Here is a 14,895-nt window from a genome sequence, read left to right as displayed (position 1 = left end):
TTGACCGCAACCATAACAACAGAAAGAAACAGGAACGGATTCTACACCTGAACGGCCCGGATTAGGGGGCTGGGTCAGGACGAACGCATGAAAGGTTCGCAAGTGTGCCTAGTCTGAACATCGCAACACACTGTTTCACATTATTTGCAGGGGGCCAGAAGATGGACTAAAACCCCATCAACCGGAAAATTCATTTAAAACATATGCCTAGAATATTAAATGGTGCCCCCACACGGACTCGAACCGCGGACCTACTGATTACAAATCAGTTGCTCTACCAGCTGAGCTATAGGGGCCTTGGGCGCATCGTCTACTCCGTGAGTCGTCCGGGCGCAAGATCGTTTTTCGTCATATGTCAGAGGTTTTCTCCCAACGTAAAACGGGTATATCTACCCCACCCCAAATCACGCCTATCAGGTCGAACCACATGCAAATTGTCCTTCATGCCGGCGCACACTTCACTGAGGAAGACAGGCTGGTGCGCTGCCTGTTGCGCAACAAGGAGGACTTTTCGAAGCGCGGTATCGCCGTCCCCGGGCCGAGTAAGTACCGGCCCCTTTTGAAAGATACAGTAGCCGCCTTGCAGGACGCCGCGCCCGCTGAAGATGCGCGGGATGTCATGATGGACCTGATATTGGACGAAGAGAACGCGGATCGCATGATCCTGAGCCACATGTTCCTTTTTGGCGCTCCGCATTCATGCGTGCGCAATGGCACCATCTATCTGTCGGCTCCGGAACGGATGGCCAAGTTGTCCGCGCTCTTTGCACATGACGAGGTTGAGTTGTTTCTTGCTATCCGCAACCCTGCCACGTTCCTGCCTGCTTTGTTCAACAATGCCCCGCAAGAAGACATGCAAGCCTTTCTGCGCGGCGCTGACCCTTACAGCATTCGGTGGTCGGATACCCTGTCGGCCATACGCACCGCAGCGCCCGACGTGATCATTACCACGTGGTGCTTCGAGGACATGCCGATGCTATGGGCCCAGATCGTGCGCGAGCTTGCAGGTCTAGAACATGGCGAAAAAATTGTGGGCGGCTTCGATCTGCTGTCGGACATCATGTCCAAAGAAGGAATGCAGCGTTTTCGCGCTTACCTGAAATCACACCCGACCATGACAGAGATGCAAAAACGGCGCGTGATTGCGGCATTTCTCGACAAATTCGCAATCGAAGAGCAGATCGAAGAAGAACTCAATGCACCGGGTTGGACCGAAGAGATGATCGAAACAATGACCGACATCTACGAGGAAGATATGGAGCGCGTAGCCCGTATTCCAGGCGTGACCCTCATCGCGCCTTAGATGCCGGGCAAACCAGCGAACACCTGCGACCCTTCCGTGACGGCATTAAACTTCTGCGCATCTACGTGGCAGATTGCAATACGCGGGGAAAGGCCGCAAGGATCGTCCAATGTACCCACCTTGACGAGGACACCCGAAGTGCCCTGTCGCGTTGTCACCAGTTGCATTCCGCATGTGCCACCGAAATAGCGTGTCGCCGCATTTTCCAGGCCGGGGTGTTAAGTGCACAGGTGTCCTTTCAGTGCACACAAAGCCATGCGCGGGTACATGCAGGAAACACTAAGGCACACCGCCAGCCATGTATTGGCAAGCTTTGCAGTGGCATTGTCTTTTGACTAATGGAAGTTCTGACAAGGCATATCTTAAGGCGTCGCAATGGCAACCGCCTGCCTTTGTTGTGTTTTCAGTGGTCTGCAAGGTCAATTCAGTTTACTATGTCGTCAACAAAAATAAAATCGACAGAGCAGAGTTCAAATGTCAAACTCAGAAAATTCGCCAGTGCGTGAAAGCCCGGTGCCTATGTCAGAATGTGGCGCGGCCCTTGCCATAGAGCAGATTCCCGATCGCTGGACCTGGTTGATAATACGGGAAATGTTTTACGGGGTGGGTCGTTTTGCAGACATTCAGGCCGACATCAGCATACCGAAATCGGTTTTGTCCGGTCGGCTCGCTCAGATCGTCGAAAACGGGTTGGCCAAAAAGGAAGCCTACCGTGATGGTTCTTCTCGCACACGCCATGCATATGCGTTGACACAGAAGGGGCGCGAACTTGCGCCTGTGCTTTTGGCACTGATGCAGTGGGGTGACCGGCACATGAAGAACGGGGAATCTGCGCTCGAATTGACCGACAAGCGCTCTGGCAATCCGGTGAAGATCGGAATCGTTCCGAAGGGCGGCGCGCTGCCCTTACGTTGGTTGAGTTACGCACCCACGCAAAAGAAGAGCGATGGTACGAGCGGCGACTGACCGCTCAGCTCATCCCCAACGCTTCCTTGTAAAGCTCAAGCACGGCTTCTTCTTCCGCAATGTCATCGCTGTCCCGTTTTCGCAGCGCGATTACCTTGCGTATGACCTTCGTGTCATACCCACGGGCCTTGGCCTCAGCCATCACCTCTTTCTGTTGGTCGGCAATGTCCTTCTTTTCCATCTCGAGCCGCTCGAACCGTTCAACGAACTGACGCAATTCATCTGCCGTCACACGGTAGCTTTCGGCATTTGTAGCGGTTTCGGTCATTGCACGCTCCTGAGGATTAAATGGACCTGCTGGATAGCCGCGCATGTCCACTCCCGCAAGGGGCGTTGACCGCTTGCCATGGCAGCAACGCTCGGATAACCCAAAGACATGGAACAAGAGACAACTTTTACACTGTTGGACGGCTTGATTTGGGGCGGGGCGGCACTGTCTGTCTTGGGTCTGATTGGCCTCGTCTGGTGTATCATTAAAGTGTGGCGCGCGCGTGCCGCGGGTCTGGATGATACAAAAATGCGCGCTGTGATGGCACGGGTACTGCCACTGAACCTCGGAGCACTGTTTGTTTCGGTCATCGGGCTCATGCTGGTCATCGTGGGGATTTTTCTGGGCTAAACGAGAGGTAAGCCATGCCAGTTGAATGGATTTGGGGCCTTGTAGGCGGTGTTATGATCGGTACAGCCGCGGCTGTACTGCTACTGGGCACAGGCCGCATCATGGGCGCTAGCGGAATCGTCGGCGGATTTGTGGACGGAACGGGTCAGGATCGATCAACCACGCTGTCGTTCCTGTTTGGGTTGATCGGAATGCCGGCACTAATGACACTCGGGGGATGGGAGGTGGCCACCAACGCCACCTCTCTGCCATGGCTCTTGATCATCGGGGGATTATGCGTCGGGATCGGCACCCGCTTTGCCAACGGCTGTACATCCGGGCACGGTGTATGTGGGATGTCGCGTCTTTCGATGCGGGGCTTCATGGCGACGGTTGCACATATTGGCGCAGGTGCTGCCACCGTGACATTTGTGCGCGTGGGGCTGGGGCTATGATGCGCAGGCTGATCGCCCTTCTCAGTGGCGCATTGTTCGGCGCGGGGCTGCATGTATCTGGCATGACAGACACAGCCAAAGTGCGCGGTTTTCTTGATTTTGCCGGAGCGTGGGACCCGACGTTGGCCTTTGTGATGGGGGGGGCCATGTTGCCCATGGTCTTTGCATGGCGGTTCACCCGTGGCCGCAAACCGCTGACAGGCAACACCTACCCTGCCCCGCCACGTTCTGACATCACAAGCCCGTTGATCACCGGGTCAATCCTGTTTGGTATGGGTTGGGGACTGGTCGGCCTCTGTCCGGGCCCAGCACTCGCATCGATTACCTATGGCGGTTGGCAGGGTGCACTGTTCCTGCTCGCGATGCTTGCTGGCATGTGGGCGGTGCCACCTCTGCGGCGCGGTCTGGACAGTTTGAAGGCCACAAACTAAATCGGTGGAATGGATATTCGTCAGATCACACCGACCTATTTCGTGGCACCGCAGTTGGACCCGGCAGACCTGCCTGATATTGCGGCAGTCGGGATCAAGACAGTGATCTGCAACCGCCCCGATGGCGAAGTCCCCCCTGCCTTTCAAGCCAATGCGCTTGAAATTGCAACCCTTGTGGCAGGGCTGGCGTTTCACCGTCTCCCGCTGACTCACCAAACGATGACACCCGACAATATCGCGAAGCACAGGGCGCTGGCCGAAGAAACCGAAACCCCGGTTCTAGCCTACTGCGCATCCGGCACACGATCGACGGTAGTATGGTGTTTGGGTCAGGCCGGGCGCATGCCGACCGACGACATCCTGCACACTGCGCGCAAAGGTGGTTACGATCTTGATGCTTTACGCCCGACTTTGGACGCAATAGCCGCACAAATGGGCACCTAACGCGCTCAACCCGCCGCCAGGTCCGGCAAATCTGAAAGATCCGGAATTTCGGCAAGATCAGGCAACGCATCCAGATCCGGTAGGTCGGCAAGGGCGGGCAGATCTGCATGCCCGATAGCTTCTTCGTCTACAGCATCACTGCCGATAGCCATCTCATTTGGAACCTCGACAGGTGGCAAGGCGACCGGGCCTGCATCCGCGTCGATCTCCGGCACGCCAACAGCATCTTCATCACGCCGCGTCGGACCAGAGATCTCTTCAATTCTGGGCATATCAACAAGCGGTTCATCCGATGCCCGGCGCAAAGGTTGCGTCGCATGGGCCGGCTTGCGTTGCGGTTTAACAGCGCGCACACCATCCACATGCCCTACGACGCCACGGCCCACGACACGGCCGGTATTGGTCGTGATTTGCACGTTCGGAAAGACACCTGGCGTCAAGGGCAGTTCGTCACCCACCGCCAAGGATTGCAGCGCGTTCAAAGGCAGATGAAGGCGACAGACAACCATATTCAGATTTGCATTCAGGCACATGACTGTATCGGTCATCGTGGGAACGTCATTTTGCTCTGTTTCCGGTTCATCCTCGCCAAGTTCGGCATCTCGTACATCTGGCAGTGGTAGAACCAAAACGATTTCACCCTGGCGTGCCCCCCGTGAGATATCAACCGTCAAACGGATCAAGACATACTTCTGAGCGTCCAGTGCCATTGCCAGCGTACGCGCGTCTTCTGCCTTGGCCCCAAACCGAAACCCATCAAGCAACAGGGCGTCATCCGGATCATCCAGTATGGGACAAACTCGTTCAAAAAGCGTGTCGAGCAACGGGGCGCAAATGGCGGCATCAGTACGGGTCATGGCCCGCACAGCGCCGCTGTCCGCCTGCACACTGCCCATAGTCTGTTGTTGAATCAGCCCCCCGACGACGATTGGTTCCAAGACTGCCGCACCCGCATGACCACCCAGGCCATCAAGTAGTATCAACAGCGCATCATCTTTCAGCTGTGCCTCGATCTCTTCTCCGTCAATCTTGTCGACCACGGCACCAATCACAGCCATCGGCAGATCCATAAGCGCATCGGCCACCTTAGCCAGCGTGAGGCGCAAGGCCTTGGGAAGCGTCATGGCCCGTGCCTGACGCTCTTCCCGGCCCGCTGCTGCGATACGTCCCAAGATGTTGTTTGTCGCGGTTTCGCCCATAAACTCCGCCGTTTCTACGGCCCGTACATGTTTCCCGGGTGTAAGGGCGATAGGTTACCAACCGCTTTATGGGCGGTCAGGTTTTCCGCCTATTGCGCAGCGAGCGCAGCTTGGGCAGGCAAATGCACGATAAAGGCATTGCCATCCGCGCGAGGCTCATGCGTGATATCACCGCCGAGACGCGCCATAATCTCACGACATATGGCAAGACCCAGACCAGCGCCCGATCCGTCCTTGTCATTGATACGAGAGAACTTTTCAAAGATCAGCGTCCGCGACTCCGATGGTATCGGCGTACCGTTGTCATGAAAGACAACATGCAACCCATCGCCATGATCTACCACGTCGATGCGCAACTCGGGCCGTGGTGCATCGCAATACTTCTGCGCATTGGTGATCAAGTTGATGAACACCTGCCGTAGCCGATCAAGATCGGTGGTCAGCGGCCGGTCAATCTGCGCTTGCTCATGTCTGACCGTCAATCGCGTGCTGCGATCGCCACCCGCTGACAACACCGCCTGCCCGATCACGTCGTTCAGGTTGCCGGTATCCAAGTTCAGGCTCACCTGCCCGTTTTCAAGCACGCTCAGATCAAGAAGGTCATCCAGCAGGCGCGTCAACCGGATCGTCTCTCCGTGAATGATAGAGGCGTATTTGGTCTTCTCCGCCTGCTCCAACTCATCAGTGTCACGCAGGATCTCCGAGAAAGACCGGATCGATGTCATCGGCGTCCGCAATTCGTGACTGATCTGCCCCAGAAAGGCATCCTTTTGCACCGACAAGGCTGTCAGCTTTTCATTCGCTTCGCGCAGTTGCCGCGCCGTGCGGCTCAACTCTGCCGACTTCGCCTCGAGCCGGTTGGAGTATTCAAGGATTTGCGCGGATTCATCGGCCACGGCCATCAGATCTTCGACAGAGACCGAAGCGCCGCCAACCAACTGGCTGATCATGGCATGCGCCGTTGCCGAGCCCACCGACCCGGCCAATTCACGCTCCAGCGTTTGCAGAAACCCCTGCGTTGGCTCGGGCAGATGGCCGCTCAGGCCCTGCCGCTGCGCTTCGGCACGAAACAGCGACAGCGCGTCCGTCGGGCCAAGGATACGTTGCGCCATGACCATCAGATCTTCGGACGTGGCAGGCGCGGCATCCCATCCACGAGCCTGTGTTGAGTGGTCAAAAACATTGACAAATTGCGCGCCCTGCAGCCGTTCGAGGGGTTGCGGAAAGGTCACCAGAGACACGCAGACAAAGGCAACCATATTCAGCGTCAAGGACCAGACAATTGCATGAACGGTCGGATCAATACCTTCGACGCCGAACAAGGCCTGCGGTCTGAGCCACCCCATGCCTGCGATGCCATTGTCGAAGACAGTCGCACTGAGCACAGCATCAGGCCCAAAGCTGGGTAAGAGCGAACAGAAGACCCACACCACAAAGCCCACAACAAGTCCGGCCAGCGCACCCCATCGTGTGGCCCCGCGCCAAAAGATACCGCCCAGCATTGCCGGCAGGAACTGCGCGACCCCAACAAACGAAATAAGGCCAATGGCAGCCAGAGCGGCACCACCCCCGGACAAGCGGTAATACAAGTAACCAAAGAAGATAATCATCAGGATCGACGCCCGACGCGCAAGGATCACGACATTGCGCACGTCACCCGATACCTGCGCCCCTTCCGCCTGGGCGCTCAACCAAATGGGCATCACAATATGATTTGAAACCATTGTGGAAAGTGCAAGCGTGGCAACGATCACCATGGATGTGGCTGACGAAAAGCCCCCAAGGAACGACAGCGTAGCAAGGCCGCCCTGGCCTTCTGCCAGCGGCACGGTCAGCACGAACAGGTCCGGATTGCTTCCCGCTGGCAAAATGTCGAGGCCAATCACAGCAATCGGCACCACGAACAAACTCATCAACATCAGATAAAGCGGGAAGGCCCAGCTTGCGATCTGCAAGTGTCGTTCGTCCTCGTTCTCTACCACCATGACTTGGAACATGCGGGGCAGCGCCAGAAACGCTGCCGCAGACAAGGCTGTCAGAGCAACCCAACGGCTGCGGTCCATGCTCCATTCCCCGATGGGGGAGCTGTCGATGCGGTCCATCATGGGACCAATGCCACCGGCAATCCCCCAAACGACGAAGATACCCACCGCCAGAAGCGCGATCAGCTTAACCACCGCCTCAACGGCGATTGCAATCACTACACCGTCATGGCGTTCGTTCGCATTCAGGTTTCGCGTGCCGAAAAGGACAGTGAAAATCGCAAGACCAAAGGCCACCCAGAACGTGGCCGTCGACTGGCTCAGGCCGTCAGACTGAACAGGATCCGAGAAAATGGACACCGACAGGGTCACGGATTGCAGCTGCAGCGCTATGTACGGCGTGACGCCCACAACCGCCATCAGGGTCACAACAATGGCCAGTAGGTTGGATTTTCCATACCGGGCCGAAATCAGATCAGCCACCGAAGTGGCCCGTTGCGCGCGTCCGATGCGGACCAGCTTGCGCAACACCCACCACCAGCCGATCATCACCAGGCTGGGGCCAAGATAAATGGTGACAAATTCCATCCCCGAGCGCGCGGCGTAACCCACCGCGCCGTAAAACGTCCACGCTGTGCAGTAGATGGACAAGGACAAGGTATAGACCAAAGGCGAGCGCAACCAGCCGCTGCGTCCACGCACCGAAGCCCGCTCGGCAAAGAACGCAATGGCAAAAAGGAACGCCACATAGACCAGACTGACGGCAACCAGCTGGTTAACGGATATCATGGATCACGCTCCGGCGGCTCGGCCGCTTCACCTGCACGGTGCGCAAACGCCCACCACAATGCCAAGGCCGACAAAATCAACACACCCCAGACTATAAAGACGTAAGTGACCGCGCCAGACATGGAGACGGAAGCTGGCGCATCAGGGCCATCTTTTGCATTCGGCCAGAACACCGGAAACAACCACAACAACAATCCCGCAATGGGCAGTAGACGCAATGCGTCCATTACCCGGCGGCGGCGATAGCTTCGCCTTTCCAGAAACAAGGTTGCGTTTGTCTTTCGGTCGGTCATTGCGCAAGTTGCACAAGATCACGAACCGCCGTTACCACTTCAGTATTTGAAAACGGTTTGGTCATGAAACGGCTGACCCCTGCCCGTTCAGCCAAGTCACGGTCACGGCTTTGGCCGCGGGCAGTCAACATCAGGACTGGCAACCGATGAAAATCCGGGTCGGCCCGCAACTCGGTCAGTATGTCGATCCCGTTCTTGCCCGGCAGCATGTAATCGAGAACGACCAAATCGGGACGCATGCTCCGCACCTTTTCTACAGCCGTTGCCCCGTCCGAATGAGTATCCACCTGCCAGCCCTCGCGGCTGAGCAGAAACTGGATTGCCTCTATGATATTGATCTCGTCTTCAACGAGCAGAACATGCTTACCCATGTCTGCGACTCCTCCCCAAAATCGCACCAACCCGCGGCAGTTTCACCTCTTGGTCGGCGCGCCCAACTATGTGCGTATTTGGTCAGGCTGTCAAAAACCTCCGAACCCATCACTCAGGATCGACGGCTCGCGCCGTCCTGCACAACCACCGCGCGGACAGATGCGACATGCGGGACCGATATCTTGGACCGGAACGTCGTCTGCCGTGGGACTATCCGGCACCGGCAGAATAAGCATTGCAGCTTCCAAAAGCGGTGGGGCGTTGAAAACCACCGGACCGACGGGTTCGGCTGCCGCAAAGCAATCAAATACGACACCGTCGCGTGACGGCATCTGAACCCGCGCACGGATCACTTGCCCCGGTTGCCCCATCACCTGAAACAGCGGCCACAACGGACAAGCTGCCCCGTGGCGCGGGATGGTGAAACCTTCGATATCCTTGCGAAACAGCAGACTGCCCGCGCGGTCGGATACGACCAGCCCAGCATCAAGTCCCGGGACAGCAGCAAGGCGGCGCATCATATGCGGGACAGAAACGCCAAAGCGATCAGACAGCGCAATCACATCCACCCCATCTTCGGCAAGTGCTGCCTGCAAGTCGGTCATCCCGACCTGCGCACTGTCCTGAACCACACGGTTAAGCACCGTGCGGGCAAGATGACGGGATTGGACCGACACCAATTCGGGCGCCACCGACACAAGGTTGTCAACGCTCCCCGACCCGTCCTCAAGGGATACAAAGCCGTAGTCATGCGCCGCCAGAAACTGCGCCACCTCTTCTTGGGGGGATCCAGAGGGCGCGGCCTCACCGGTTTCCGCATCCAGAAAGCCCACCAGCGCCTTCGAGCTGTCTGCAAGGCGGCGACTGTCGGCATCGATATTGGTGTGGAACCTGTTGCGCCACTCCTCCGTGATCGTCTTGTCTTCAGCCAGGATGGAGGCCGTTGACCGGATCGACGCCGCCGTCGACAGAACTTCATGGACCGAAGCCGCCAGCTCCGGGTCATGCGCGAGGCGGTCACTCAGGGTTTCAACCGTGCGCTCCAGATCTGCAATCTTGCGGTGAGCCGCCGCCAGCGCATCGGCCCAGCCGGGAAAACGACCAGCGAATTCCTCCGCCCGCCCGCTTTCGGAATCAGACATGTTCGCGCGTTGGGCAGCTTCTTGCAGCGAGGCGATCAGGGCAGCCTCGGCGCCCTCGCTCAATACGGTAGGTTCAACACCCAAAGCCGCCGCAATATCCAGCAGCAGCTTGCCACCGATTCTGCGACGATTGTGTTCAATCAGGTTCAGATAAGACGCCGAGATGCCGATCTGACGCGCCAAATCAGACTGCTTGAGCCTTCCCATTGTCCTGCGCTCGCGTATCCGTGTTCCCGTTAGTGCGTCTCGCGCCATTACCATTCCCGCCCGTTTGCAAGTCATTTCAACGCGTTTCTGCGCTGCGACATAACAAAGTTTACAAAGCATACCGTCGTATTGTGCAAATGTTTACAAAATAATTCTGCAAAACAAAGGGTTTATTGCGCAATTTTCCAGCCATGCGCGATAGTACCTTTGCACGAAAAGTGCATGCGCGATCCGGTTGAGGAGCAGGATCGCGCTTTTCAACAATTGGGAGGATATTCATGTCCAAAATGAATCTGACGCGTCGTGGCGTGCTCAAGACCGGTGCCATCGCAGGCACCGGCGTTGCTGCACCAACGATCTTTACGGCGCAGTCGGCCGCTGCTTTCACGAACGAACCTACTGGTTCTAGCGTGACGCTTGGCTTCAACGTGCCGCAAACTGGTCCCTACGCTGACGAAGGTGCGGATGAACTGCGCGCCTACGAACTTGCTGTCGAGCACCTGAACGGTGGCGGCGATGGCGGCCTGATGAACACTTTCTCGTCCAAGGCCCTGCAAGGCAACGGCATCATGGGCAAGAAGGTCGAATACGTCACGGGTGACACGCAGACCAAATCTGACGCAGCCCGCGCATCGGCCCGGTCGATGATCGAAAAAGACGGCGCCGTGATGATCACTGGCGGTTCGTCCTCGGGCGTGGCCGTGGCCGTGCAGGCGCTCTGCCAAGAGGCAGGCGTTATCTTCATGGCCGGTCTGACCCACTCCAACGACACCACCGGTAAGGACAAGAAGGCGAATGGCTTCCGTCACTTCTTCAACTCCTATATGTCCGGCGCGGCCCTCGCGCCGATCCTGGCCAACAACTACGGCACGGATCGTAAAGCGTACCACCTGACAGCCGACTACAACTGGGGCTACACGACCGAAGAAGCCGTGCGTACCTCGACCGAAGCCATGGGCTGGGAAACTGTTGCAGCCGTGAAAACGCCGCTGACACAGACCGACTTCTCGTCCTACATCGCGCCGGTTCTGCAATCGGGCGCCGACGTTCTGGTTCTGAACCACTACGGCGGCAACATGGTGAACTCGCTGACCAACGCGGTTCAGTTCGGCCTGCGTGACAAGCTGGTGAACAACAAGAACTTCGAGATCGTTGTTCCGCTCTACTCGCGCCTGATGGCGAAGGGTGCGGGCGCCAACGTGAAGGGGATCTTCGGGTCCACCAACTGGCACTGGTCGCTGCAGGACGAAGGTTCCAAAGCGTTCGTTCAGTCCTTCGGCACCAAGTATGGCTTCCCGCCGTCGCAGGCCGCACATACCTGCTACGTTCAGGCCCTGCTCTATGCAGACGCTGTGGAACGTGCCGGTTCGTTCAACCCATGTGCTGTTGCCGAAGCTCTCGAAGGCTTCGAGTTCGACGGCATGGGCAACGGCAAGACGCTGTACCGCGCCGAAGACCACCAGTGCTTCAAGGACGTGCTGGTCGTGAAAGGGAAAGAGAACCCGACATCCGAGTTCGACCTTCTCGAGATCGTGGAAGTCACACCGACAAGCCAAGTCACCTACGACGCATCGATCTTCGGTGGCGAGCTGGGGTCCTGCAACCCCGGCGCATAAGCCGCTGAAAACATTGGGAGGGCCCCCAGCCCTCCCAACCTGTCCCCGCGGGGACACCCATCCCTTAACCAAAGGTCAGGCTGATGGAAGCGATTGTCCTTCAAATTCTAAACGGGCTCGACAAGGGCTCGGCCTACGCATTGATCGCGCTGGGCCTTACGCTGATTTTCGGCACCTTGGGAGTAGTGAACTTCGCCCACGGTGCTCTTTTCATGATTGGCGCGTTCTGTGCTGTCACGCTGAGCCGGATATTGACCCTCAGCCATACGGTCGTGGACGAAACCCAAAAGGACTTTCTGGGCAACCCGCTGAAGGTCGACGTGCCTTACATGATGGATTGGTTCGGTGAAAGCACCGGGGCCGCCATCATCGACTGGGCCGTCCCGCTGTCCATCCTCTTTGCCATCCCTGTGATGATCGCCATTGGGGTCATCATGGAACGCGGGTTGATCAAGCATTTCTACAAGCGCCCGCACGCGGACCAGATCCTCGTGACGTTTGGCCTTGCCATCGTTTTGCAAGAGATCATCAAGTATTACTACGGCGCCAACCCGATCCCGACCCCTGCCCCTGCCGCGTTCAAAGGGTCGTTCGATTTCGGCGCCATGATGGGCTTTGATCCCAACACGATCATCTATCCCTACTGGCGCATCATCTATTTCGCCTTTGCCGCCGTCATCATAGGTGCGGTGTTTGCCTTCCTACAGTTCACCACCTTCGGGATGGTTGTGCGGGCAGGTATGGCCGACCGCGAGACGGTGCAGCTGCTGGGCATCAACATCGACCGCCGCTTTACACTGATGTTCGGTATCGCGGCCGCTGTCGCGGGTCTTGCCGGAGTGATGTACACGCCGATCAACTCACCAAACTACCACATGGGCATGGACTTCCTTGTCCTTAGCTTCGTGGTGGTTGTGGTGGGCGGCATGGGCTCCCTGCCCGGTGCTGTCGCTGCCGGCTTCCTGCTCGGCATCCTCGAAAGCTTTGCCTCAATGCGGGAGGTCCTCGCCGTGCTGCCTGGCCTGAACCAGATCATCATCTACCTGGTGGCCATCATCATTCTGTTGACCCGTCCTCGGGGCCTTATGGGCCGCAAGGGCGTGATGGAGGACTGATCCATGTTTGGACTGGACAAAAAAGACTTTCGCCTGCTCCTGCTGGTTGCCGTGCTGGTGGCATTGGCCCCCTTCATCCTGAACCCCTTCCCTGAAGGGTCCGGCATGGCGCAGTTCAACGCAGGTTATCCTGACCTGATGCAGCGTTTCGTAATCTTTGGCATCTTTGCCATCGGGTTCAACATCCTGTTCGGCCTCACCGGCTACCTGTCCTTTGGACACGCGGCCTTCCTGGGTGTGGGCTCGTATGCTGCGATCTGGATGATGAAGCTGCTGACCATGAACGTGATCCCCGCCATCATCGTGTCGGTCATCGTGGCAGGCATCTTCAGCCTTGCCGTTGGGTGGATCAGTCTGCGTCGCTCAGGCATCTACTTCTCGATCCTGACGCTGGCCTTTGCACAGATGTCCTACTCGCTTGCCTATTCGGTTTTGACACCGATCACGGGCGGCGAAACGGGCCTGCAGCCAAAGATCAACGACCCCCGCATTCTGGACGGCGCATTGGCCAATGGTGGCACGCCAAAGGCCAATCTGTTCGGGCTTGAGATGGGATCAAGCTTCAACCTCGATGTCGGGGCTTGGGTCTTTACCTTCAATGCCGGATACTACCTTGCAGGCATCGTGATGCTGCTGGCCTTCTACCTGTCGATCCGCATCTTCCGCTCACCTTTTGGCATGATGCTGCGGGCAGTGAAATCGAACCAGCAACGCCTGAACTATACCGGCCTGAACGCCAAACCATACACGCTGGCCGCCTTTGTGATCTCTGGCATGTATGCCGGTCTGGCCGGCGGCCTGATGGTGGCGATGGACACGCAGGTGGGTGCAGAACGGATGTTCTGGACCGCCTCGGGTGAAGTCGTGCTCATGTCCATTCTGGGCGGTGTGGGCACACTGATCGGACCTGTTTTGGGCGCAGGCGCGATCAAGTACATGGAAAACATCCTGTCCAAGATCAATTCAGACATCCTGCACACATGGTTTGCCTTCCTGCCCGATGGGCTTGAAGACTTTGTTGTCACGCTGATCTACCCCTTCATTGGCAAGGGTTGGCACCTGACCCTTGGTCTGATCTTTATGCTGGTCGTGATCTTTTTGCCCGGTGGTTTGGTCGAGGGTGGCCAACGCGTTGCGCGCCTCTTTGGTCGCAAGAAGAAGTCCACCGACACGCCTGACGGCAAAACCACGCCTGCGGAATAAGGAGAGAAACCAATGGGTATTCTTGAAGTCAAAAACGTAGGTAAACGGTTCGGTGGCCTGCAAGCTCTTGGAGATGTGAACCTGAGCGTCACCGAAAACACGGTACATGCCATCATCGGGCCAAACGGTGCGGGCAAGTCCACCCTGCTGAACTGCCTGGTGGGCAAGCTGATCCCCGACACCGGGTCGGTCATGTTCGACGGGCAGTCCGTATTGGGTCGCAAGCCGTTCGAGATCAACCAGATGGGCATCAGCCGCGTGTTCCAGACGCCAGAGATCTTTGGTGATCTGAGCGTCATGGAAAACATGATGATCCCCTGCTTTGCCAAGCGCGACGGGGCTTTCACCGCCAACGCCTATGCCGCGATGATGAAGGATAAGGAGATCATTGAACGGGCCGAGCAGGTGCTCGAGGACATGAGCATGGCCGACAAACGGCACATGAACGCGGCCTCGATGTCACGTGGTGATAAGCGGCGGCTTGAGATTGGCATGTGCCTGTCCCAGGAACCACGCCTGCTGTTGTTGGACGAACCCACCGCCGGCATGGCGCGGGCCGACACCAACAACACGATCGACCTGCTCAAGCAGATCAAGGACGAGCGGGACATCACCATCTCGATCATCGAACACGACATGCATGTGGTGTTCAGCCTGGCCGAGCGGATCACCGTTCTGGCCCAAGGCACACCGCTGGTCGAAGACACACCCGACAATATCAAGGGCCACCCCAAGGTGCGCGAAGCGTATCTGGGCGAAACCCAAGATGCTGCGTGAGGA

Annotated in this window: 17 protein-coding genes and 1 tRNA gene; 10 read left to right on the top strand and 8 right to left on the bottom strand. The window is 57.5% G+C overall.

Going from position 1 to position 14,895, the window contains the following annotated elements; translation table 11 throughout:
- Positions 1–220: 220 nt before the first annotated feature.
- Positions 221–296: transfer RNA gene (locus Q1A75_RS19085), tRNA-Thr, on the bottom strand.
- 131 nt (positions 297–427) lie between these two features.
- On the opposite strand from Q1A75_RS19085, the gene Q1A75_RS19080 reads away from it, so the two are divergent.
- A complete protein-coding gene (locus Q1A75_RS19080; protein WP_299555064.1) occupies positions 428–1,303 on the top strand; it encodes a hypothetical protein in 876 nt (291 codons plus the stop codon).
- On the opposite strand, the gene Q1A75_RS19075 is transcribed toward Q1A75_RS19080, so the two are convergent.
- Positions 1,300–1,470 (bottom strand): hypothetical protein, encoded by a 171-nt coding sequence (locus tag Q1A75_RS19075; protein ID WP_299555067.1) that lies wholly within the window; start codon positions 1,468–1,470, stop codon positions 1,300–1,302. The genes Q1A75_RS19080 and Q1A75_RS19075 overlap by 4 nt on opposite strands.
- Positions 1,471–1,777: 307 nt before the next feature.
- On the opposite strand from Q1A75_RS19075, the gene Q1A75_RS19070 reads away from it, so the two are divergent.
- Positions 1,778–2,269, top strand: a complete 492-nt coding sequence (locus Q1A75_RS19070) for a helix-turn-helix domain-containing protein (RefSeq protein ID WP_299592687.1) — start codon at positions 1,778–1,780, stop codon at positions 2,267–2,269.
- A 4-nt stretch (positions 2,270–2,273) separates the two neighbouring features.
- Here Q1A75_RS19070 and Q1A75_RS19065 read toward each other — a convergent pair whose 3' ends face one another.
- Entirely contained in the window at positions 2,274–2,537 is a 264-nt protein-coding gene (locus tag Q1A75_RS19065; RefSeq protein ID WP_299555072.1) for a DUF2312 domain-containing protein, read from the bottom strand.
- Positions 2,538–2,645: 108 nt separating this feature from the next.
- Here Q1A75_RS19065 and Q1A75_RS19060 point away from each other — a divergent pair, with 108 nt between their 5' ends.
- From Q1A75_RS19060 to Q1A75_RS19045, 4 genes are read left to right on the top strand one after another with little or no spacing between them, the layout of a single operon-like run.
- Positions 2,646–2,888 carry a hypothetical protein gene (locus Q1A75_RS19060; RefSeq protein WP_299555075.1) on the top strand — a complete coding sequence of 81 codons (243 nt, stop codon included), beginning with the start codon at positions 2,646–2,648 and terminating at the stop codon, positions 2,886–2,888.
- A 53-nt stretch (positions 2,889–2,941) separates the two neighbouring features.
- Positions 2,942–3,322 (top strand): YeeE/YedE family protein, encoded by a 381-nt coding sequence (locus Q1A75_RS19055; protein WP_366142219.1) that lies wholly within the window; start codon positions 2,942–2,944, stop codon positions 3,320–3,322.
- Positions 3,322–3,753 carry a DUF6691 family protein gene (locus Q1A75_RS19050; RefSeq protein ID WP_299555081.1) on the top strand — a complete coding sequence of 144 codons (432 nt, stop codon included), beginning with the start codon at positions 3,322–3,324 and terminating at the stop codon, positions 3,751–3,753. The genes Q1A75_RS19055 and Q1A75_RS19050 overlap by 1 nt, the downstream gene beginning before the upstream one ends.
- A 9-nt stretch (positions 3,754–3,762) precedes the next feature.
- Complete coding sequence (locus tag Q1A75_RS19045; RefSeq protein ID WP_299555084.1) at positions 3,763–4,197, top strand: TIGR01244 family sulfur transferase; 435 nt, start codon at positions 3,763–3,765, stop codon at positions 4,195–4,197.
- Positions 4,198–4,202: 5 nt separating this feature from the next.
- On the opposite strand, the gene Q1A75_RS19040 is transcribed toward Q1A75_RS19045, so the two are convergent.
- The 5 genes from Q1A75_RS19040 to Q1A75_RS19020 all read right to left on the bottom strand — a co-directional run bounded on the left by Q1A75_RS19040 (position 4,203) and on the right by Q1A75_RS19020 (position 10,229).
- Positions 4,203–5,396: a hypothetical protein gene (locus tag Q1A75_RS19040; protein WP_299555087.1), complete on the bottom strand. Its 1,194-nt coding sequence runs from the start codon at positions 5,394–5,396 to the stop codon at positions 4,203–4,205.
- An 89-nt stretch (positions 5,397–5,485) separates the two neighbouring features.
- Positions 5,486–8,167 (bottom strand): sensor histidine kinase, encoded by a 2,682-nt coding sequence (locus Q1A75_RS19035; protein WP_299555090.1) that lies wholly within the window; start codon positions 8,165–8,167, stop codon positions 5,486–5,488.
- Positions 8,164–8,460, bottom strand: coding sequence for a hypothetical protein (locus Q1A75_RS19030; protein WP_299555092.1), 297 nt, complete (start codon positions 8,458–8,460; stop codon positions 8,164–8,166). Before Q1A75_RS19030 ends, Q1A75_RS19035 begins: the two co-directional genes overlap by 4 nt.
- Positions 8,457–8,831 (bottom strand): response regulator, encoded by a 375-nt coding sequence (locus tag Q1A75_RS19025; RefSeq protein WP_299555094.1) that lies wholly within the window; start codon positions 8,829–8,831, stop codon positions 8,457–8,459. The genes Q1A75_RS19030 and Q1A75_RS19025 overlap by 4 nt, the downstream gene beginning before the upstream one ends.
- A gap of 90 nt (positions 8,832–8,921) precedes the next feature.
- Positions 8,922–10,229, bottom strand: coding sequence for a helix-turn-helix transcriptional regulator (locus Q1A75_RS19020; protein WP_299555096.1), 1,308 nt, complete (start codon positions 10,227–10,229; stop codon positions 8,922–8,924).
- Between the two features lie 230 nt (positions 10,230–10,459).
- Here Q1A75_RS19020 and Q1A75_RS19015 point away from each other — a divergent pair, with 230 nt between their 5' ends.
- From Q1A75_RS19015 to Q1A75_RS19000, 4 genes are all read left to right on the top strand, one after another.
- Positions 10,460–11,797 (top strand): substrate-binding protein, encoded by a 1,338-nt coding sequence (locus Q1A75_RS19015; RefSeq protein ID WP_299555098.1) that lies wholly within the window; start codon positions 10,460–10,462, stop codon positions 11,795–11,797.
- Between the two features lie 83 nt (positions 11,798–11,880).
- Positions 11,881–12,912 (top strand): branched-chain amino acid ABC transporter permease, encoded by a 1,032-nt coding sequence (locus tag Q1A75_RS19010; protein ID WP_299555100.1) that lies wholly within the window; start codon positions 11,881–11,883, stop codon positions 12,910–12,912.
- Positions 12,913–12,915: 3 nt separating this feature from the next.
- The gene (locus Q1A75_RS19005; RefSeq protein ID WP_299555102.1) at positions 12,916–14,115 is read left to right on the top strand and encodes a branched-chain amino acid ABC transporter permease; all 1,200 of its coding nucleotides are present in this window, start codon (positions 12,916–12,918) and stop codon (positions 14,113–14,115) included.
- Positions 14,116–14,127: 12 nt separating this feature from the next.
- Positions 14,128–14,892: an ABC transporter ATP-binding protein gene (locus tag Q1A75_RS19000; protein WP_299555104.1), complete on the top strand. Its 765-nt coding sequence runs from the start codon at positions 14,128–14,130 to the stop codon at positions 14,890–14,892.
- Positions 14,893–14,895: the final 3 nt, after the last annotated feature.

The sequence above is a fragment of the uncultured Tateyamaria sp. genome, from assembly GCF_947504105.1.
In the GTDB taxonomy this organism is placed as follows: domain Bacteria; phylum Pseudomonadota; class Alphaproteobacteria; order Rhodobacterales; family Rhodobacteraceae; genus Tateyamaria.
Note: the sequence above shows the minus strand (reverse complement) of the source record. Positions and strands in the feature narration are given on the sequence as shown.

Bases quoted from the DNA above. Each gene is read 5' to 3' on its own strand.
- Q1A75_RS19045 (WP_299555084.1), top strand. From the start codon at position 3,763: ATGGATATTCGTCAGATCACACCGACCTATTTCGTGGCACCGCAGTTG.
- Q1A75_RS19055 (WP_366142219.1), top strand. From the start codon at position 2,942: ATGATCGGTACAGCCGCGGCTGTACTGCTACTGGGCACAGGCCGCATC.
- Q1A75_RS19015 (WP_299555098.1), top strand. From the start codon at position 10,460: ATGTCCAAAATGAATCTGACGCGTCGTGGCGTGCTCAAGACCGGTGCC.
- Q1A75_RS19065 (WP_299555072.1), bottom strand. From the start codon at position 2,537: ATGACCGAAACCGCTACAAATGCCGAAAGCTACCGTGTGACGGCAGAT.
- Q1A75_RS19070 (WP_299592687.1), top strand. From the start codon at position 1,778: ATGTCAAACTCAGAAAATTCGCCAGTGCGTGAAAGCCCGGTGCCTATG.
- Q1A75_RS19030 (WP_299555092.1), bottom strand. From the start codon at position 8,460: ATGACCGACCGAAAGACAAACGCAACCTTGTTTCTGGAAAGGCGAAGC.
- Q1A75_RS19005 (WP_299555102.1), top strand. From the start codon at position 12,916: ATGTTTGGACTGGACAAAAAAGACTTTCGCCTGCTCCTGCTGGTTGCC.
- Q1A75_RS19020 (WP_299555096.1), bottom strand. From the start codon at position 10,229: ATGGCGCGAGACGCACTAACGGGAACACGGATACGCGAGCGCAGGACA.
- Q1A75_RS19060 (WP_299555075.1), top strand. From the start codon at position 2,646: ATGGAACAAGAGACAACTTTTACACTGTTGGACGGCTTGATTTGGGGC.
- Q1A75_RS19050 (WP_299555081.1), top strand. From the start codon at position 3,322: ATGCGCAGGCTGATCGCCCTTCTCAGTGGCGCATTGTTCGGCGCGGGG.
- Q1A75_RS19010 (WP_299555100.1), top strand. From the start codon at position 11,881: ATGGAAGCGATTGTCCTTCAAATTCTAAACGGGCTCGACAAGGGCTCG.
- Q1A75_RS19000 (WP_299555104.1), top strand. From the start codon at position 14,128: ATGGGTATTCTTGAAGTCAAAAACGTAGGTAAACGGTTCGGTGGCCTG.
- Q1A75_RS19025 (WP_299555094.1), bottom strand. From the start codon at position 8,831: ATGGGTAAGCATGTTCTGCTCGTTGAAGACGAGATCAATATCATAGAG.
- Q1A75_RS19075 (WP_299555067.1), bottom strand. From the start codon at position 1,470: ATGCAACTGGTGACAACGCGACAGGGCACTTCGGGTGTCCTCGTCAAG.
- Q1A75_RS19040 (WP_299555087.1), bottom strand. From the start codon at position 5,396: ATGGGCGAAACCGCGACAAACAACATCTTGGGACGTATCGCAGCAGCG.
- Q1A75_RS19080 (WP_299555064.1), top strand. From the start codon at position 428: ATGCAAATTGTCCTTCATGCCGGCGCACACTTCACTGAGGAAGACAGG.
- Q1A75_RS19035 (WP_299555090.1), bottom strand. From the start codon at position 8,167: ATGATATCCGTTAACCAGCTGGTTGCCGTCAGTCTGGTCTATGTGGCG.